Genomic DNA, 19,071 nt, shown 5'->3' on the forward strand with positions numbered 1-19,071 from the left:
GCGGGCCCCCCGTACCCGCGAGCGAGCTGCCCGAGTCACCGGTCACGCCATCCGTACCCGCGAACGGGCCGCCCGCGCCCTCAGCCGTACGCCTCTTCTCACCCCCCGCCGCACCTGGCGGCGACGTCCGCCCAGACGACCTTGCCGGTGTCCGTCCACCGCACGCCCCACCGGGTGGTGAGCCGGTGCAGGACGTGCAGCCCACGCCCGCCGTCGTCGAGCAGGCCACCCCGGCTCAGGCGTGGTCTGCCGTTGCCGGTGTCGCCCACCTCGCACAGCAGGCCGTGACCGGTCCTGATCAGCCGCACCGTGATGGGACCGGCGGCGAAGCGCACCGCGTTCGTGACCAGCTCGCTGACCAGCAGCGGCACGTCGTCCAGGGCGTGGCCCGTGGTGTGCCAGCGTCGCAGCAGCGCGGAGGCGTGCGCGCGGGCACGGGCGGGCGCGTCGTCGCGGGCGGGCAGCCGCCAGGTCGCGGTGTCCTCCTTGCGGTAGCCGATCAGGCGCGCGAGCAGCAGGGTCACGTCGTCGCGCTGGCGCCCTGGGGCGAGCGCGGATACGACGTGCCGGGCGGCCGGGTGCAGGGCGTCCCAGGGGTGCACCGTGGACACGGCGTCCGTCAGCCTGCTGATGCCCTCGTCGATGGAGAGGTCCCGGTCCTCGACCAGGCCGTCGGTGTAGAGCGCGAGCAGGGAGCCCGCAGGTGCGTCGAAGGTGCGTACGTCGAACGGTTCCCGCAGGGCGAACTCGGCGCCCAGGCCGGGGTGGGGACGGACCGCGAGCAGGCGCGCGTGCCCGTCCGGAAGCACCAGGACAGGGGGGAGATGACCGGCGCTGGAGAGCGTCAGGTGGTGGCTGACCGGGTCGTAGAGGGCGATGCAGCAGGTGGAGCCGAGGGCGCTGTAGCCGGCCGTCAGCCCGGACTCCGCGTCGTCCAGCAGCGTCACGGTCTCGTCCAGGTGTTCCAGTACCTCGTCGGGGGCCAGCCCCGCGGACAGCAGCGCGCGGGCCTCCATGCTCAGCTGGCCCATCGCCGCCGCGGCTCCCAGTCCGTGCCCGACGACGTCACCGACCACCAGCGCGGTACGGCCGTCCGGCAGCGGAAAACTGTTGACCCAGTCGCCGCCGACACCGGCGCTGTCGGGGGTGGCGGGTTGGTAGACGCTGGCGATCTCCAGGGTGTCGCCGCCGCTGCGGGGCAGCAGTCTGCGCTGCAAGGTCAGCACCTGCGTGTGCTCGCGCTGGTGCTGACGGGCCAGGTCGACGTGATGGGCGGTCCTGGCCACCAGTTCCTGGAGGTCGAACAGCTCGCTGTCGCGGAAGGGGCGGTCCGCCCGCCGCCAGACCTCCGCCACACCCAGAACGACGGGTGGCGGGCCGTCCAGCACCAGCGGTATGCACGCCACACCCGCCGACCGGTCACCGGGAACCAGGGCCCGGATCACTCGCGGACTCCCGAGCATCCGCTCGACCGTCTCCCGGTCGGGGACGACGATGGCCTGCGGGGCGTCGTCCCGCCCTACGGCCTGCGCCAGCAGGCGGCTCGCGTCGCTCGGAAGGTCGTCGCCCGGAGTCGCATAGCCCTCGGGCCAGGCCCGGTCCGGTACCAGGGCGGCCCGCCGCAGCCGGATGCGCCCCGGCGCCTGCTCGGTGACTCCCTCGCCCGTCCACACGGCGAAGTCGAGGTCGACGGCGGCCACGTCCCCCCAGGCCAGTAGCGACTCGGCCAGCGACTGCGCGGTCTCGCCGATGTCCAGGGACGTGCCGATCGCGGTCTCGGCGGCGTACAGGTGCAGCCTCCTGGCCATGGCGATGAGGGACACGGTCAGGCCCTCCTGAGGCGCCGCGGCGGGCAGGATGCTCATCGAGACCACCAGTTCCGACCCGTCGTCGCGGCGCAGGCGCTGGATCCGGGCGACGTGCGCCTCACCGGTCTCCACAACCATCCGCAAGCGCCGGGTGACCGTCGGTACGTCACCGGGAGGCAGGAGATCGGCGAAGGCACTCCCCGTCGGGGCCTCCAGACCCGCGAATACGGGGGCGTCCAGATTGCTGTGGGTGACGCGCAGGTCGCCGTCCAGACCGACCACGCCGAGTATCTGATCCTGCCGGTCGCCCGCCGGGTCGTCGGGTGCGCGCGGACGGGCCGCGCGGTCGCCCTCCGCGTCGGCCGGACCGGCGCCCGCTGCCGCTCCGCCGCGCGGGCGGTAGCGCCTCAGAGCGCTGCTGACCAGATCGAACGGCGATGAGGACGAGGGGGAGGGCGTGGAGTCCATGCGGCTCTCTCGGCAGTCCCCGGCGCAGCGCCGGGGCCGTACTCGGACCCGTGCGACGGGGCCCCGAGCTCCCTGACCGCACACCCCATTGAATAACACCGGGGCTCGCTTCGCCCACACCAGCGGATCGCGCGGTGAACACGGACGGTGAGGAAGCGCCCCGGGGTGCGATACCTGCCTACGCCCCTGTACCGGCTCGGAGACGGTGTCCACCAGGCGGTGCCTACCTCCTGAGGTACCAGTCCTGTGAGCCGTCCCCGGCCGCCTCCTGGAGCGTGAGCGGCGCGCCGGCGCTCGCGCCGGTCAGGTAGAGGTCCGGGTTCTTGACCGACCGGAGTCGGTGGGAGCCGTCGTCGTTCCTGACCAGGTTCCAGCTGCCGGTGGCGCTGTCGTCGACCCACTGGCCGATCCGCCGGCCCGCCGTCGCGTTGCCGGTCCAGACGGCCGCCGCGCGACCGCCCGACTTGTTCAACAGGGTCACAGCGCCGTTCGGCTTCGTGACCACGTGCCAGTACTGCGTGTCCTTGTCCGCCGTCGCGCCGGGTGCCTCCAGGCGGACGTCCGGTACGTCCGCGTTGCCGATGTTGGCGTCGTTGGTGCGCCCGCCGGTGCCGATCACCTGGCCCGTCCTCCGGTTGACGAGCCGGTGGTAGGCGCCGTCCGAGTGGCCGAGATCGACCTCGGCGTAGGCGATGTGCGAGACATCCTGGTTGTTGAGGATCGAGATACGGCCGGTGCCCTCGACGTACTGGAGGCTGCGGCTGTATCCGGCCCGTGAGGTCGTCTGGTACTCCTTCCAGACGCCGTCGCTGCGACCGCTCTCGTTGACCCATACGTTGCCGCTGCCGGCGGCGTTGTAGACCAGACGCCCGTCCGGGAGGCGGATGACGACCGGGCTGCCTCCCGTCGCGAGGGGACGCGAGCCGGTGTCGACCGGCAGGGAGGTGACGGCCTCGCCGGTGGGGGAGCCGCGGTAGAACGTCAGCGGGTCGTCGGCGACGACGTACCGGGTGTTGACGCCGCCGCCCCAGTACTCGAAGGGGAGCAGCCACTTGCCGTCCGTCGTGCGGACGACGTTCGTCATGCCCGGCCGGCCGCCGCCGATCTCCGTCTTCCCGCCTCCCATGTCCTGGGCCGACCCGGCGACGTCGACGACGGGGGCGCTCCAGCGGGCGGCGCGCCCGTCCCAGGTCCGGTGGGCGAGGATCTGCCCGTGCGAGTCCGGGGCGGTGTCGTTCGCGGGGTCGAGCCGCGGGACGCCGGTGGCCGGGTCAAAGCCGACGTAGTCGTTCTCGTCGGAGTAGAAGCAGACCAGCCGCCCCTTGTGGACCATCAGGTACGGCTCCCAGAGGGGGTCCACCTGCCGGTGGGTGTTGGCCGACGCGATGTTCTGGCCGACCGCGCCCGCGCTGCCGCCCTGCCAGCCACCGGTCGCGATGACGTTGACGACCTTCCAGGTACGGCCGTCGTCGGTGCTGGAGTACAGGGCGATCGCCATGTCCGCGCGGTCACCGTCGTTGGACGGCGTCCAGTGGGGGTCGGCGGCCTTGTGGTCCGTGTAGTAGGCGTCGTCCCCCGACACGACGCTCGCCAGGAGCAGCGTGCCGGCCTTCAACTTCCCGACCTGTCGCGGAAGGACGTAGAGGTACGGGTTCGTCCAGTTGCTCGTGTACTTCGCGTACCGCGGGTCGCTGGAGAGGTACGCCGGTGCCTCGACCTCCGACAGCGGCTGCCAGGTCGTCCCGTGGTCGTCGCTCCTGTACACCGGGAGGGTCTGGCCGTCCGCGCTGCCGGTTCCCGGCACGACCGTGGACTTCTCGAAGGAGGCGACCAGCCGCCCGCTCGGCAGCTGCGCCGACTTCGGGTAGACCGCGCAGTTGCCCCGTCCCTTCAGACACGGCTCGTCGCCGAGCTGGTAGACGGTCCCGCCCGTCGGGGCGTACGCCTGCGCGGTGCCCATGGGCAGCGCCAGCAGCGCGGACGCCGCGATGAACGTGCCCAGCGCCTGCCCTGCTCTTGTCCTGCTCTTCATAGCCCCTCCTCGGGGGTGGCGGGTGATGACAAGCGGCGGTCAGGAGACGAGTACGCGTACGTCCCAGGCGCCGAGTTCCAGTGGTGTGCCCGCGGGGACGGAGGTGCCGTCGAGGGCGTCGGAGAGGTCCACCGGGGCCTGGACGCGGGCCGGTTCCCAGCTCCAGTTGTGGACGATGTGGACACGGCTGCCGTCGGGCGAGGTGCCGGTCGAAGCGGTGACGGAGGCCGGCAGGTCCCGCCAGGCGCCGCGCGGGGCCGGTGCCATCCAGCCGGCCAGCGCGCGGGCGAGGTCACGGCCGGGGACGGTGCCGACGCAGGTGACGCGGCCCGCGCCGTGGGTGCGGGTGGTGACGGCCGGCCAGCGGCCGAAGTGCGGGTGGTCGTACGACACCAGCACGTCGGCGTCGGTGACGGTCAGGCCGTCCGCCCAGAGCGTCGCCGTCGCGCCCTCGGGGAGGTCGAGCGGTCCGCCGGGCGCCGGCCGTACCGGGATCTCCCGGCGCAGGTTGCTGAACTCGTCGTAGGAGACGCCCGCCGCCTCGGTGAGGCGTCCGGGGGCCGCCTCCTGCCGGGCGCGCGCCTCGTGGTCGGCGTATCCGGTGCGCGGGCCGACGACCAGGTGGCCGCCCGCCTCGGCGTACGCCGCGAGCCAGTCGAGGGTGGAGTTGGCGGCGAGGTACAGCGCCGGGACGACGAGGACGCGATGGCGGCGGACGGCCTCCTGAGGCGTCAGGCCCTCCCTCTCCCCGCGCGGGTCGTGCAGTTGGCGGGCGTGCACGATGCGTACCTGGCGGCCCGTCTCGAAGGCGCCGCGGTAGAAGGGGTCGAAGACGCGGTGGTAGGCGGCCGGGTCCGGTCCGCCGTCCGGCTCGGCGAGCGGCGGATACTTCTCCATGAGCCACTTGCTGGGCGTCGAGTACACCATCGTGATGTCGGCGTCCGGTTCGAGCCCGGCGACGAGCGCCCCGGCCGACTGGAACTCGGCGCCCAGCCGGGCGACTTCGGCGTACGCGCGGCCCGGCTGCCCGGTGTGCGGCAGGACGCCGCCCCAGTACGTCTCCGCGCCGAAGTGCAGCGTGTTCCAGTGCCAGTACTCGATCATGCGGGCGCCGCGGGCCACCAGCGCCCAGGCGGCCTGCCGCCACTGTCCGTCGTAGGCGGGACGGTTGTCCCAGGGGAAGCCGATGGAGCCCGCGTTGGTCTCGGTGACCAGGAACGGTTCCTGGCGCGAGGAGAACATCCAGTCGGCGCTCTGGTACAGCGCGGGGACGCCGGTGGTCTGCCAGATCTGGCGGTGGTCGTCCGGCGTGGGGTCGGGCAGTAGCAGACTGTCCTGCATGCCGTAGTACGGGTTGCCGGAGGCGATGTCGAGTCGGTCGGTCAGCTCGTCGTCCTCCACGGCCGGCCGGGTGTAGGAGATGCAGGTGGTCACGAACTGCTCGGGACGGGCGTACTCCCGGACGATGTCGGCCTGCCAGCCGATGAACTCGGTGACCTGACGGGCCTGGAACGCGCGCCAGGCGACGTCGTACTGGGGCTGCGCGTTGCCGTCCGGCGTCCACAGGTCCGCCCAGGTCGACAGCCGGTGCGACCAGTAGACCAGCCCCCACTCGCGGTTGAGGGTCTCGACGTCGCCGTAGGTCTCGCGCAGATGGTCGACGAAGCGCTGGAACACGCCGTGGTTGTGCAGGAGTTCGTTGCCCGGCTCGTTGTCGACCTGGAAGCCGATCACCGCGGGGTGGCCGGCGTACCGGGCGACGACCTTGCGGATGACCCGCTCGGCGTGGAAGCGGAACGCGGGGTGGGTGAAGTCGACCTCCTGCCGGGCACCCCAGCCGATGCGCTCACCGGTGCGCCGCTCGCCGGTGATCTCCGGGTACTGGCGGGCCAGCCACGGCGGCACTGCGTACGTCGGTGTCCCGAGGACGACGCAGATGCCGCGTTCGTGGGCGCCGTCCAGGACGGGCTGGAGCCAGTCGAGGTCGAACCGCCCGCTGGAGGGCTCCCAGGTGGACCACACCGACTCGCCGACCCGGATGACGGTGACATGCGCGTCGGCCATGAGGTCGAGGTCGGTCTTGAGGCGTTCGTCGGGGTGCTCGGTGCCGTACGGGGGCCGGTACTCGTGGTAGTACGCGGCACCGAAGAGGACGCGGGCGGGCAGCTCCGCCATGAAGGAAACCTCCGGGAGGGAAGTGAGGGGAAGTGACGTGAGAGGTGGAGGCGTTACTGCTTGACGCCGCCGGCGGCGAGCCCGCTCTGCCAGTACCGCTGGAGCAGCAGGAACGCCACGACGAGCGGGACGATCGACAGCATGGAGCCGGTCACCACCAGCGCGAGCATGTCGCTGCTGGAGCCGGCCCCGCCGTTCTGCGCCTGCGCGGCCCAGGACGACAGACCGACGGTGACCGGGTACAGGTCCGGGTCGTTCAGCATGATCAGCGGCAGGAAGTAGTTGTTCCAGGTCGCCACCAGGGTGAACAGCACCACCGTCACCAGGCCGGGGCCCAGCAGACGCAGCACGATGCCGAAGAAGATCCGGGCCTCGCCGGCGCCGTCGATCCGGGCGGCCTCCAGGAGACTGTCGGGGACGGCGTCCTGGGCGTAGATCCGCATGAGGTACAGTCCGAACGGGTTGACCAGCGAGGGCAGGATGACGGCCCACGGCGTGTTGACCAGGCCCGCCTGGGCGAACAGCAGGTAGGTGGGGATCGCCAGGGCGGTCGTCGGGACCATGACGGCGCCGAGGACGAGGTTGAAGGCGACCCGGTCGCCGCGGAAGCGGAACTTCGCGAATCCGTACCCGCCGGCGGCGGCCAGCAGCGCTGCTCCCAGCGAGCTGACACCGGCGTAGATCACCGTGTTGAGCAGCCAGTGCGCGAAGACGCCGTCGTCCTGGGCGAAGGTCGCCCTGATGTTGGTCAGCAGTTGCGGGGCGTGCGAGAACCACAGGCCGAAGCTGTTGAACAGGTCCTGTGTGCTCTTGGTCGAGGCGATCAGGAGCCAGAACAGGGGGAGGAGGAAGTAGGCGAGGACGGCCAGCATCGCGACCGTCAGCGGGGTGCTGCGGCGGGGCGGGCGCTTCGTGGCGGGCGCGGTGCCGGTCGGCTCCACCGCTTCCGGCGCGACCGTGGCCGCCGGGGTCGATGGGGGAGAAGCCGAGAGCTTGGGGGAGGTCACGGGGTCCTCCTGCGGTTCGCGGTGAGCAGGACGGCGTAGGAGGCGATCACGATGACGAGACCGAGGAGGAAGGACACCGTGGCCGCGTAGTTGACCTGCTGGCCGGTGAAGGCGAGCGAGTAGGCGTACAGGTTGGCGGTGTAGGAGCTGCTGATGACGTCGGGGGCGACCTTCATCAGCAGGTTCGGCTCGTTGAACAGCTGGAAGCTGCCGATCACCGAGAACAGCAGGGTCAGCATCAGCGCCGGGCGGAGCGCGGGCAGTTTGATCGACCAGGCGATGCGCCAGGCGCCGGCCCCGTCCATGGCGGCGGCCTCGTACAGCTCGGGCGGGACCGTGCGCAGGGCGGCGTACAGGATGATCATGTTGTAGCCGACGAACTCCCAGGTCACGATGTTCGCCAGGCTGGCGAGCATCCAGCCCTCGCTGAGGAAGTCGGGCACCGGCAGGGACAGTTCCCGGCCCAGCTGGGCGAACGGTCCGAAGTCCGGGCCGTACAGGTAGCCCCACATCAGGGCGGCGACCACGCTCGGCACGGCGTACGGGATGAAGATGCCGAGCCGGATCACGCGGGCCAGGCGGAGCAGGCCGCTGTCGAGGGCCAGCGCGAACGCGAGCGCCAGCAGCAGCATCAGGGGGACCTGGATCACGAAGAACAGGGCGACGCGTCCGAGGCCGTGCAGGAGCAGCGGGTCGCTCAGCGCGGTGACGTAGTTGTCGAGACCGACGAACGCCGTCCCGCCGATCAGGCGTTCCTGGAACAGGCTGAGGTAGGCGGCGTAGCCGAGCGGGGTGAGGAAGAGCAGCAGGAACAGCACCATGAACGGGGCGACGAACAGCGGTCCCGCCGTACGGCGACGGCTCATCTCAGCCCCCCTTCACGGTGAAGCCCTGGCCCTTGGCGTACGTGGTGAGGCGTGACTGCCAGGTGCCGAGCGCGCGGACGGTGTCGGTCCCGTCGGCGAGGGACTTGCCGACGGTCTCGGTCCAGTCGGTGGCCGCCTGGTCGAGGAACGGGGCCACTGGAAGTCCGCCTCGACCGTGGAACCGATGTCGGCGAACAGCTGGTTGACCTTCTGGCCGCCGTAGAACGACGGTGTCTGGCCGATGAACTCGGGGTCCGTGAGGAGGGCCTTGGTCGCCGGGAAGAAGAACTGCTCGGTGGCGAACATGCGGGCGCTGGCCGGGTCGCTGTTGAGGAACTGCGCGAACACGGCCGCCGCTATGGGGTTCTTGCCGGCGCGGATGACCGCGGTGGTCGAGCCGCCCCAGTTGCCCGAACTGGGCTTGGCCGCGTCCCACTGCGGCAGCGGGGCCGCCCGCCACTTGCCCGCGGTGGCCTTGGCGGAGCCGGAGAGGAAGACGGGCCCCCAGGCGGCGGTGATCCAGGTGGCGTACTTGCCTTTGTTGAGGGCGGCGTACCAGGCGTCGGTGAAGTCCGGCTCGACACCGATGACCCCTTCCTTCGCGAGCCCGCCCCAGAACTCGCCGAGCTTCCTCGACGCGGCGTCGTCGACGCTGATGGTGATGTCGCTCTTGCCGGAGGTCGCATAGGGCTTGGCGCCCGCCTGCCACTGGAGGCCGTGCCAGGCCGCGGGCTGGTTCGCCGCGAGGTTGGTGAGGTAGACGTCGGGGTCGGCCCTGTGGAGCTTGCGCGCCGCCGCCGCGAACTCGTCCCAGGTGGTGGGCACGTCGATGCCGTGCTCGTCGAAGATGTCCTGCCGGTACAGCATGCCCATCGGGCCGGTGTCCTGCGGGATCGCCCACACCTCACCGCCGGCTCCGCTGACCTGGCTCCACGTCCAGTCGACGAACTGTCCCTCGAGTGCGGCGGCGCCGTACGGCCGCAGGTCCAGCAGGCTGTCGGTGATGGTGAACGTGGGAATGGCCTGGTACTCGATCTGGACCAGGTCCGGGGCCCCGCTGCCGGCCTTCAGCGCCGTACGCAGCTTGGTGTACTGGGGGGTGCCCTGGCCGGCGTTGACGACCTTGACCTTGACGGCCGGGTACTTCTTCTCGAAGAGCGCGACCTCCTTGGCGATGTCGGGGACCCAGGTCCAGAACGTCAGCTCGGTCGGTGTTCGCATCGCCTTGTCGATGTCGGCCTGGGCCACCGGCTCGGTGGCGGCGGGGGAACCGCCGGAGTCGCCGCCGCACGCGGTGAGCGCGGCGCCGAGCGACAGGGCACCCGTCGTGGTGAGGAACAGACGACGGTTCATCCCGGAAGGGCTGGGCAGTGACGCGGAAAAGGGCATGGTGAACTCCCGCCGGTGGCATGGGTGACAGGCACGCCGGACGAGGGCGTGCGCAGGATGTGAGGGAGGGCGCGGTCGCGACAGCCGGGGCTCGGATGCCGGCGGTCGGATACGGGTCCGGGCGGACCGGCACCGACGGACGTTCCGCGGGGAGCGGAGGCGGAGGTCGCGGCCACAGAGAAGGGGCTGGGACGGAGCCGAGGCGGATACGGGGGCCTGGCTCGGGGGCCTGCCGGGTCACGGGCGGAAGGTGCGCCGCCAGGGCAGGGGCCGTCCGACAGGAGCGGGACGCTACCGGTACAGCGGCTCGGCGTGCGCGCACGCGCCGGATGAAGCCTCGCCGTCCGGGTCGGTCGGGGTGGTCAATGGTGGCGGGGCGGGCCTCCGTCCGGGAGCGGGGGAGGCGACGCGTCACCGCGGGATCCGGAGGGCGCACGCCGTCCGAGAGCCGGGGGCGTCCGGTTCGGCGGGGGCTGCGGTGGGGGCGCCGTCGAGGCGCGGACGACGAGGTCGACCGGTGGGTCGCTCGACGGCACAGGGTCCGCCGCCGGGTTCTCGACGGCGTGCACGAGACGCTTGAGCCCTTCCTGCGCCACGGTGTCGAACGGCTGCCGCACCGTGGTCAGCGGAGGCGTCACATAGGCGGCGACCGGGACGTCGTCGAAGCCGACGACGCTGACATCCTCGGGTACCCGACGGCCGGCCTCCGTCAGCGCCCGGATCAGTCCGATCGCCATGTCGTCGTTGGCGGCGAACACCGCGGTGACGGCGGGGTCCTGGGCGAGTTCGCGTCCCGCCCGGTATCCGGACGCGGCCGACCAGTCGCCTTCGGTGACCGGCGGTACGTCTCTTCCTCGCGCGGTCAGCGTCGCGCGCCAGCCGTTGAGGCGGTCTCGGGCGGCGAACCACCGCTGCGGCCCGGCGAGGTGATGGACCGTCACATGTCCGAGGTCCAGAAGGTGTTCGGTGGCGGTCCTGGCCATCAGATCGGCCCCGTCCCCCGCGGTCAGCAGCGTGGGCGCGGCGACCGCCGAGGGAGCGCCGAGGATGAGGACCGGCACGTCGACGCGGAGGGACACATCGCTGTCGGTGCCCTCCTCCTCGTCGATGGGCTCCGAGATGACGATGCCGTCCACGCCCTGGTCGAGGAGCGAGTCCACGGCGCCGGCGATGCCCGCCGGGTCGCCTTCCATGGTGTTGACCACGCGGAGCGCGTAGCCGGTGTCCCGGACGGCCCGCTCGACGCCCATGAGGAGTGAGGCGGGGCCGTACAGGGCCGTACCCAGCGTGACCACGCCGATCGAGCGGGTCCGTCCGGAGGCCAGCGCGCGGGCGGCGTTGTTGCGCCGGTAGCCGAGCTGTTCGGCGGCTTCGAGGACCCGTCGGCGTACGTCGGCGGAGACGTACTGCTCGTCGTTGAAGACCCGCGACACCGTCTTCTGCGAGACCCCGGCCAGCCGGGCCACGTCCACGCTCCGCGGCGCCGGGGAGCTGGTGCCCCGCCCTGTTCCTCGCGTCATGGTGTGTCTCCCGGTGGCCGAACGGTCGAGCCGATGATGTCAGACGCCGACTGGCTGACTGCGCAGTCATGTCTGCGCTGTCATGCCGACGGGACATGTCTACGCAGTCATGTGGACGCCGTCAAGAGACCGGAACGTATCCGTAACGAGGCGGACGCTCCCGCCCGGCCGCCACGCGGCCCGGCCGACGCGCGATTGCCGGTGGCCGGTGGCACGCTGAACCGACATCGGATCTGCGAAAGGGAACAGCTGTGATCACCACCGACCTCACGCCCGGCTCCCCCTGCTGGCTCGACCTCGGCGCCCCCGACGTCCGGGCCGCCGCGGCCTTCTACGGCGCGGTGCTCGGCTGGGAGTACGAGGCGATGGGCGGCGAGGGCGAGGCGATGGAAGGCGGGATGTTCAAGAAGGACGGCAAGACCGTCGCCGGGCTCGGCAAGCTGTCCGAGGAGGGCGCCCGCTCGGCCTGGATGATCTACTACACGGTCACCGACGCGGACGCCACCACCCAGGCGGTGGAAGGCGCCGGCGGCACGGTCCGGGTGCCCCCGAGGGACCTCGGGGATTGGGGGCGGATGGCGCAGTACACCGACCCGTCGGGCGGCCAGTTCGCCGCCTGGCAGCCGGGGAAGGACGTGGGCTTCGAGCTGGCCGACGAGTCGGGCTCACTGTCCTGGACCGAGCTGTACACGAGCGACGCCGCCGCCGCGCGGCAGTTCTACGGCTCCGTCTTCGGCTGGCAGTTCAGCGACATGGAGATGCCGGGCGGCGGTGGCACGTACACCATCATCACGCCGGCCGGGAAGACCGAGGACCGGATGCAGGGCGGCCTGATGCAGCTCGGCCAGGAGGACCTCTCGCTGGCGGACGGGCGGTCGTACTGGCATCCGGTGTTCGCCGTCGACGACTGCGACGCCGCCGTCGCCGCGGTCACCGGGAACGGCGGCAGTGTGCAGATGGGGCCGGTGGACGCGGAGGGCGTCGGCCGCCTCGCCGTCTGCCTCGACCGGTCGAAGGCCGACTTCGTGGTACTCACCCCGTCCTCCCAGAGCTGAGCCGCTCCGCTCAGGGCGGCAGCGGGACGCACAGCAGCGCCGCCGGAGCCGGTGCGCCGCCCAGACGGGTGGTGAAGGCGATCCCCGCCCCGTACTCGCCGGCCGCGCACCGCTGCGAGGCCGGTTCCGGCGGCGCCATCCGTGGGCGGGCGCCCGGGGTGGGACGTTTGCCCCTACTTCCCCTGGAAATAAGCCTGTTGGGCCTAGGACCGGAGCTGCCTCGACGCCGTCGCACCGACCGGGCCGACGCCCCGCGGGCGACCGGACCCCGCAAGAGCCGCGCTCCGGATCGCCCTGGGAAGGGAGGAGCGTCGTGCCGCAGCCCGACGACGAGTGCCCCGCCGGTCTCGAAGGGCAGTCGGCGTGCCACGACCCCCACCCCGCCCGGCCGCGCGCACGGCGCCGCACCGGTGCCTGGCAGACCCTGGCGGCCGGACTGGCCGCCCTGATCACCGGCGTCGCCCTGGCCGAGGGCCTGCTCATCGCCACGGGACTGGTCCTGGCAGGCATCGGCGTGCAGTTGCTCGACGCCCGGAGCGAGGCGGCGGGCGAACGGGGCGGTCGGCGACCCGGCTGAGAGAGGGATTCCCCGGGCAGGGGCTCGCGGCGCCGCGAGCTGGACGGGTCGGGTGACCAGGTCCAAGGGGTGATCGTTTCGGCGGTCGCGGGAGGTTCCGGGGACCCGTCCGGCCCGGTACTGGGCCCTCAGGTCAGTCGACCGGCCAGGTGTGCGCGGGCGCGTTGAGATGCATGTAGTCGATGTACTGCCGTGTCATCCGCCGCAAGGCCTCGGGGCGGTCGACGCCCGGGGAGGCGGTCAGGTGGTGGAACATCTCCTTCTGCCAGACCGCGCCGTTGCGGGCGGTGACGCAGCGCTGCTCGATGATGCCGAGCAGCGGTTCGCGCCAGGCCGTGTCCATCCCGGACAGCTCCAGGCCGCGGTGCGCCAGCGGCAGCAGCCGCCGCAGGACCAGCTCGGACACGGGCACCTCGCCCATCCCCGGCCAGTACAGGCGCGCCTCGATGCCGTGCCGCGCCCCCATGTGCAGGTTGTCCTCGGCGGCGGCGAAGGACATCCGCGACCACACCGGCCGTTCCTCGTCCACCAGGGCACGGGTGAGGCCGTAGTAGAAGGCGCCGTTGGCCAGCGTGTCGGCGACGGTCGGGCCGGCCGGCAGCACCCGGTTCTCCACCCTGACGTGCGGTGTGCCGTCGGCGACGGCGTAGACCGGGCGGTTCCAGCGGTAGATGGTGCCGTTGTGCAGGCTCAGCTCGGCCAGTTCGGGGATGTCACCGCGCTCCAGCGTCTCCGTCGGGTCCTGCTCGTCGCAGAGCGGCAGGAGCGCCGGGAAGTAGCGCAGGTTCTCCTCGAAGAGGTCGAAGACGCTGGTGATCCACCGCTCCCCGAACCACACTCGGGGCCGCACCCCCTGCACCTTGATCTCCTGCGGGCGGGTGTCGGTGGCCTGCTCGAACAGCGGGATCCGGGTCTCGTGCCACAGCTCTCTGCCGAACAGGAACGGCGCGTTGGCGGCCAGCCCGATCTGCACGCCGGCGACGGCCTGTGCCGCGTTCCAGTACGCGGGAAACTCCTCCGGGGAGACCTGGAGATGGAACTGCGTGCTGGTGCACGCGGCCTCCGGGGTGATCGTGTCCGCGTAGGTGCGCAGCCGGTCGGCGCCGTCCACCTCGATCCGCAGGTCCTCGCCGCGGGCTGCGAAGACCTGGTCGTTGAGCAGCCGGTAGCGGGGGTTCTCCGACAGCGCCGACTCGCCGATGTGCTCCTGCCGCAGCGTGGGCAGGATGCCGACCATGATCAGCTGCGCGCCGACCGACCTGGCCCGCTCGTCGGCGTGGTTCAGGGCGGCGCGGATCTCCGACTCCCACGCGTCGGGGCCGCCCTCCGTCAGCCGGCGGGGCGGCACGTTGATCTCGAGGTTGAACCGGCCCAGCTCGGTGTCCCACGCGGGGTCGGCGATCGCCTCCAGCACGTCGCTGTTGCGCATGGCCGGTTCGGCGGCCTCGTCGACCAGGTTCAGCTCGATCTCCAGCCCGACCCGGGGCCGCTCGGACGCGAACCGTGCCTCGCGCAGCATCTGGGCGAACGCGTCAAGGCACTCCTGCATCTTGATCCGGTACCGGCGCCGGTCCTCGCGGGTGAAGACCATCGCCGGGACGTCCCGCCCCATGGGGCCTCCCGGGGGTCCGGGTCTGTCCTTCGACAGCTGTCACGTCCAGCGTCGCACCACCGGGCGCCCCCGACCACGTGAGCGCGGTGCGGCCCTGGTGTCAGGCCCAGCCGAAGCGGCGGTCCACGACCGCGGCGAACTCCTCCAGGGTCAGCACGGCGTCCCCGTTCTGGTCGGCCGCGTCGAACAGCGCCGAGGCGGCGTCGGCGTCCCCCAGGGCCCAGACCGGCAGGTCCCCCCTGGCGGCCAGGGTGGGGCCCTTGGTCCGCAGTGCGGTGATCACCTCTTCGCGGGTCAGTGTCCCGTTCGCGTCGAGGTCGAGTGCCTCGAACAGCTTGCGCGCCTTGTCGCTCATGATGCTTCCCCGTTTCACGATGCTTCCAGGTACCCCGTCGCCGACGGGCGGGAAGGGCCCCCGGCCCGCTCCCGGAGGAAGACGCCTGCGCTCTCCTCCGGGTTCCCCACCGCCGGCACCGTATCGGGTCACGGCTCGCCGGAGGCCTCCGTGCTCGGCCGCACCGTACCGGGTCACGGCTTGCGGGCGAGGCCTCCGTGCTCGGCGATGATCTCCGGGGCGGGCGCGGAGGGGTCCGGACGCCACAGGGGCACGGACACGACGCCGGGCTCGATCAGCTCCAGCCCGTCGAAGAACGAGGTGATGTCCTCCACCGTCCGCAGGTTGTACGGGGCGGCGCCGCTGGCGTTGTAGGCGTCCTGGGCCGCCTCGAAGACGGGGTCGACACCCCGGGAGCCGTCGTTGATCGAGAGGTAGCTGCCCGACGGCAGGGCTCCCATGAGCCGGGTCACCAGCTCGCGGCCCTGCTCGTAGTCGGAGACATGACCCAGGATGTTGCTCAGGATGAGCGCGGTGGGCCGGCTCAGGTCCAGCGTCTCGGCGGCCGCCGCCAGAATGCGGTCGGGGTCGACGACGTCGGCGTCGATGTAGGCGGTCGCGCCCTCGGAGGTGGAGTAGAGCAGCGCGCGGGCGTGCGCCAGGACCATCGGGTCGTTGTCGACGTAGACGATCCGGGCCTCGGGGGCGATGCCCTGGGCGACCTGGTGGGTGTTCTCCGCGGTCGGCAGGCCGGTGCCGATGTCCAGGAACTGCCTGATGCCCGCCTCGGACACCAGGTAGGTGATGTTGCGGCGCAGGAAGGCCCGGCTGCTGCGGGCGATGGTGACGATGCCGGGGAAGACGGCGGTGTACGCGTCACCGGCCTCCTCGTCGACGGGGTAGTTGTCCTTCCCGCCGAGCCAGTAGTTCCAGATCCGGGCCGAGTGCGGCACCGAGGTGTCGATCTTCTGGTGCACCGACGATCCGGGCGTCGTCGCTGAGTCGCTCATGGGTGGCGTCCGTCTTTCAGCCGAGGCGTGCAGGTTCCATCGCACAACGTACGTCCCAACGGCCACGGCGTGCACACCAGTTCACTTCTTCGAACGACCGATTCGCGGGGCCCCGCCGCCCCCGCCTTCGCCCCCGCCGCGGCACCGGGACCCGGAGGCCGTGGCCCGTCGCCCGGATGTCCTCCCGGCAACTCCTGTGCTGCACTGGGCGCATGGAAGCGCGAGTGGTCGGAGTCGACATCGGTTCGGTGGCGCGGGGGCGGTTCGCCTGGGCGGCGATCGACGCTCCGGCTCCCTCACTCGCCGGGCAGGGGAGTGACCCGGAGACGGCGGTGCGGGCCCTTGTCGAACGGCTCGCCGCCGGCGGCCGGGCGGCGCTGGTGCTGGAGGCGCCGATGTCGGTGCCCATCCCGGCGGCCGACCGGGCCGACGCGTGGGCGGCGCTGGGCCGGGCGCGGACCGGTGAGGGGAACCGGGCGTGGTCGGCGGGCGCCGGCGCCGGCGCCCTGGCCACGGGAATCGCGCAGGCCGGATGGCTGCTGGCCCGACTGGCCGGGACGGTCCCCGGTGCGCGGGCGACCACCCGGCCGGACCGCTGGGCCGCACCGCACGGTCCCCGGCTCCTGCTGGCCGAGGCACTGGTGTCCGGCGCGGGCAAGCCCGTCCCCACGGCCGGTGACCCGCACGCGGCCGACGCCGAGGCCGCGGCCCGCGCCCTCGCCGGACGCCTGCCCGGCCTTCCCCGGATCGCCACGGACGTCGAGTGCGCCCCGCACGGCTCGCTCAACCTCCTTGCCGCCGCAGCGCTGTGGGCGGGCCTGGACCTCCCGGCCGACGAACTGCGCACAGACGTCCTGGTGTTGCGGGCCCGGCCCGCGCCGTACGAAGCCGAGGGAGAGCGGGGAGAGGGCGACGGGAGACGGGCCTGAGCGTACGTATCGGCCCCAACCGCCCCTCGCATCAGGTCAATCGTCCCGGACCCTTGACTCGTAACCCGCCAGTAGCGATCCTCGTCGCATATCTTGCGCGGTCATGACAATCCCGTGTGGGTCGTGGGCGTCCTCGGATCCCAGGCGTCCCGGCTCGTCGACCGCGCGCTCCCGCCGACCGAGGGACGTGGGCAGTGACCATCGCTGGACGCCCGTACCGCAGACACCGGCAGATCACCGTCGTGTCGTTGCTCCTTCTCATACTCTCCATGACCTTCGGGCCGACGCCGAGTTCGGCCGCCGGAAGCGAGTGGTGGGTGCCCACCGCACGGCCTGCGCCGGACTCGCAGATCAACGTCACCGGGGCGCCCTTCACCGGCACCGACTCCGCAGGCGATGTGCGCGGGTTCGTCGACGCCCACAACCACCTGTTCTCCAACGAGGCCTTCGGCGGGCGGTTGATCTGCGGCAAGGTGTTCTCCGAGGCCGGCGTCGCCGACGCGCTCAAGGACTGTCCCGAGCACTACCCCGACGGCACGCTCGCGATCTTCGACTACATCACGCACGGCGGTGACGGCAGGCACGACCCGGTCGGCTGGCCGACCTTCAAGGACTGGCCGGCGTACGACTCGATGACCCATCAGGCGAACTACTACGCCTGGGTGGAGCGCGCCTGGCGCGGCGGACAGCGGGTCCTGGTCAACGACCTCGTCACCAACGGCATGATCTGCTCGGTCTACCCCTTCAAGGACCGCAGCTGCGACGAGATGACGTCGATCCGCCTCCAGGCGAAGCTGACGTACGCCCTCCAGGCGTACATCGACAAGCAGTACGGCGGCACGGGCAAGGGCTGGTTCCGGATCGTCACCGACAGCGCGCAGGCCCGCCAGGTCATCGAGCAGGGCAAGCTCGCGGTCATCTTGGGCGTGGAGACCTCCGAGCCGTTCGGCTGCAAGCAGATCCTGGACATCGCGCAGTGCAGCAAGGCCGACATCGACGCAGGGCTCGACGAGCTGTACGCACTGGGCGTGCGCAGCATGTTCCTGTGCCACAAGTTCGACAACGCGCTGTGCGGCGTCCGCTTCGACGAGCACGGACTCGGTACGGCCATCAACGTCGGCCAGTTCCTGTCGACGGGCACCTTCTGGCGGACCGAGAAGTGCACCGGCCCGCAGAAGGACAACCCCATCGGCCAGGCGGCGTCGGAGGCCGAGAAGGACCTGCCGGCCGGCACCGAGGTCCCCTCCTACGACGAGAACGCCCAGTGCAACGTCCGCGGGCTCACCGACCTCGGTGAGTACGCCGTACGCGGCATGATGAAACGCAAGATGATGCTCGAGATCGACCATATGAGCGTCAAGGCGACCGGCCGCGTCCTCGACATCTTCGAGTCCGCCTCCTACCCCGGAGTGCTCTCCTCGCACAGTTGGATGGACCTCAACTGGACCGAGCGGGTCTACGGCCTCGGCGGCTTCGTCGCCCAGTACATGCACGGCTCCGAGGCGTTCAGCGCGGAGGCGAAGCGTACCGACGCGCTGCGGGAGAAGTACGGCGTGGGCTACGGCTACGGCACCGACTTCAACGGCATCGGCGACCACCCCGCGCCACGCGGCGCCGACACCTCGAACCCGGTCACCTACCCCTTCAGGACCGCCGACGGCGGCTCCCTCGTCGACCGGCAGACCACCGGCGCACGCACCTGGGACTACAACACCGACGGCGCCGCCCACGCCGGCATGATCCCCGACTGGATCGAGGACATCCGGCGCGTCGGCGGCCAGGACGTGGTCGGCGATCTCCTGCGGGGCGCCGAGTCCTACCTCGGCACCTGGGGCGGCACCGAGACGCACCAGGCCGGCGTCAACCTCGCCAAGGGCGCCGCGGCCACAGCCAGTTCCGAGGAGTGGAACCCCGTGACGAGCTACACCGCGGGCCGCGCCGTGGACGGCGACCCCGCCACCCGCTGGGCCGCCGACTGGAGCGACGAGCAGTGGCTGCGGATCGACCTCGGCGCCACCAACCTGGTCGGACGCGTCACCCTCGACTGGGAGCGCGCGTACGGGAAGTCGTACCGGATCGAGCTCTCCGCCGACGGCCAGAACTGGCGGGCGGCCTGGTCCACGACGACCGGCGACGGCGGCCTGGACACGGCCCGCTTCACCGGCACCCCCGCCCGCTACCTCCGCGTCCAGGGTGTGGAGCGCGGCACGGAGTGGGGGTACTCGCTGCACGAGGTCGGCGTGTACAGCGGCTGACCCACGTCCCACCGGCCCGCCCGCCGCACCGCGG

Annotated in this window: 14 protein-coding genes and 1 pseudogene; 4 read left to right on the top strand and 11 right to left on the bottom strand. The window is 71.8% G+C overall.

The window, feature by feature from the left end; genetic code table 11:
• Positions 1-98: 98 nt before the first annotated feature.
• The 7 genes and pseudogenes from P1P75_RS02140 to P1P75_RS02170 all read right to left on the bottom strand — a co-directional run bounded on the left by P1P75_RS02140 (position 99) and on the right by P1P75_RS02170 (position 11,265).
• Entirely contained in the window at positions 99-2,276 is a 2,178-nt protein-coding gene (locus P1P75_RS02140; RefSeq protein WP_319251218.1) for a SpoIIE family protein phosphatase, read from the bottom strand.
• 223 nt (positions 2,277-2,499) lie between these two features.
• On the bottom strand, positions 2,500-4,308 hold the full coding sequence (locus P1P75_RS02145; protein WP_319251220.1) for an RICIN domain-containing protein: 1,809 nt from the start codon (positions 4,306-4,308) through the stop codon (positions 2,500-2,502).
• 39 nt (positions 4,309-4,347) lie between these two features.
• On the bottom strand, positions 4,348-6,483 hold the full coding sequence (locus P1P75_RS02150) for a beta-galactosidase (RefSeq protein ID WP_319251222.1): 2,136 nt from the start codon (positions 6,481-6,483) through the stop codon (positions 4,348-4,350).
• Positions 6,484-6,536: 53 nt separating this feature from the next.
• The gene (locus P1P75_RS02155) at positions 6,537-7,424 is read right to left on the bottom strand and encodes a carbohydrate ABC transporter permease (protein WP_319251344.1); all 888 of its coding nucleotides are present in this window, start codon (positions 7,422-7,424) and stop codon (positions 6,537-6,539) included.
• 62 nt (positions 7,425-7,486) lie between these two features.
• Complete coding sequence (locus P1P75_RS02160) at positions 7,487-8,356, bottom strand: sugar ABC transporter permease (RefSeq protein WP_319251224.1); 870 nt, start codon at positions 8,354-8,356, stop codon at positions 7,487-7,489.
• Between the two features lies 1 nt (position 8,357).
• Positions 8,358-9,745: pseudogene (locus tag P1P75_RS02165) on the bottom strand (ABC transporter substrate-binding protein).
• Between the two features lie 362 nt (positions 9,746-10,107).
• A complete protein-coding gene (locus P1P75_RS02170; RefSeq protein WP_319251226.1) occupies positions 10,108-11,265 on the bottom strand; it encodes a LacI family DNA-binding transcriptional regulator in 1,158 nt (385 codons plus the stop codon).
• A gap of 251 nt (positions 11,266-11,516) precedes the next feature.
• Between P1P75_RS02170 and P1P75_RS02175 the strand changes: the two genes are divergently transcribed.
• Positions 11,517-12,320, top strand: coding sequence for a VOC family protein (locus P1P75_RS02175; RefSeq protein WP_319251228.1), 804 nt, complete (start codon positions 11,517-11,519; stop codon positions 12,318-12,320).
• 10 nt (positions 12,321-12,330) lie between these two features.
• On the opposite strand, the gene P1P75_RS02180 is transcribed toward P1P75_RS02175, so the two are convergent.
• Positions 12,331-12,459, bottom strand: a complete 129-nt coding sequence (locus tag P1P75_RS02180) for a hypothetical protein (protein ID WP_319251230.1) — start codon at positions 12,457-12,459, stop codon at positions 12,331-12,333.
• Between the two features lie 174 nt (positions 12,460-12,633).
• Here P1P75_RS02180 and P1P75_RS02185 point away from each other — a divergent pair, with 174 nt between their 5' ends.
• Positions 12,634-12,897, top strand: a complete 264-nt coding sequence (locus P1P75_RS02185; RefSeq protein WP_319251232.1) for a hypothetical protein — start codon at positions 12,634-12,636, stop codon at positions 12,895-12,897.
• 133 nt (positions 12,898-13,030) lie between these two features.
• Here P1P75_RS02185 and P1P75_RS02190 read toward each other — a convergent pair whose 3' ends face one another.
• The 3 genes from P1P75_RS02190 to P1P75_RS02200 form a co-directional block, all read right to left on the bottom strand.
• Positions 13,031-14,509, bottom strand: a complete 1,479-nt coding sequence (locus P1P75_RS02190; RefSeq protein ID WP_319251234.1) for a glutamate--cysteine ligase — start codon at positions 14,507-14,509, stop codon at positions 13,031-13,033.
• A 100-nt stretch (positions 14,510-14,609) separates the two neighbouring features.
• Positions 14,610-14,864, bottom strand: a complete 255-nt coding sequence (locus tag P1P75_RS02195) for an EF-hand domain-containing protein (protein WP_086771806.1) — start codon at positions 14,862-14,864, stop codon at positions 14,610-14,612.
• Between the two features lie 173 nt (positions 14,865-15,037).
• Positions 15,038-15,853 carry an SAM-dependent methyltransferase gene (locus tag P1P75_RS02200; RefSeq protein WP_319251236.1) on the bottom strand — a complete coding sequence of 272 codons (816 nt, stop codon included), beginning with the start codon at positions 15,851-15,853 and terminating at the stop codon, positions 15,038-15,040.
• Positions 15,854-16,065: 212 nt separating this feature from the next.
• Between P1P75_RS02200 and P1P75_RS02205 the strand changes: the two genes are divergently transcribed.
• Together P1P75_RS02205 and P1P75_RS02210 are read left to right on the top strand one after the other, a co-directional pair.
• Positions 16,066-16,782 carry a hypothetical protein gene (locus P1P75_RS02205; protein WP_319251238.1) on the top strand — a complete coding sequence of 239 codons (717 nt, stop codon included), beginning with the start codon at positions 16,066-16,068 and terminating at the stop codon, positions 16,780-16,782.
• Positions 16,783-16,976: 194 nt separating this feature from the next.
• Complete coding sequence (locus tag P1P75_RS02210) at positions 16,977-19,037, top strand: discoidin domain-containing protein (protein ID WP_319251240.1); 2,061 nt, start codon at positions 16,977-16,979, stop codon at positions 19,035-19,037.
• The last annotated feature ends 34 nt before the right edge of the window (positions 19,038-19,071 follow it).

The organism is Streptomyces sp. ID05-39B (assembly GCF_033794725.1).
GTDB classification, from domain to species: domain Bacteria; phylum Actinomycetota; class Actinomycetes; order Streptomycetales; family Streptomycetaceae; genus Streptomyces; species Streptomyces bobili.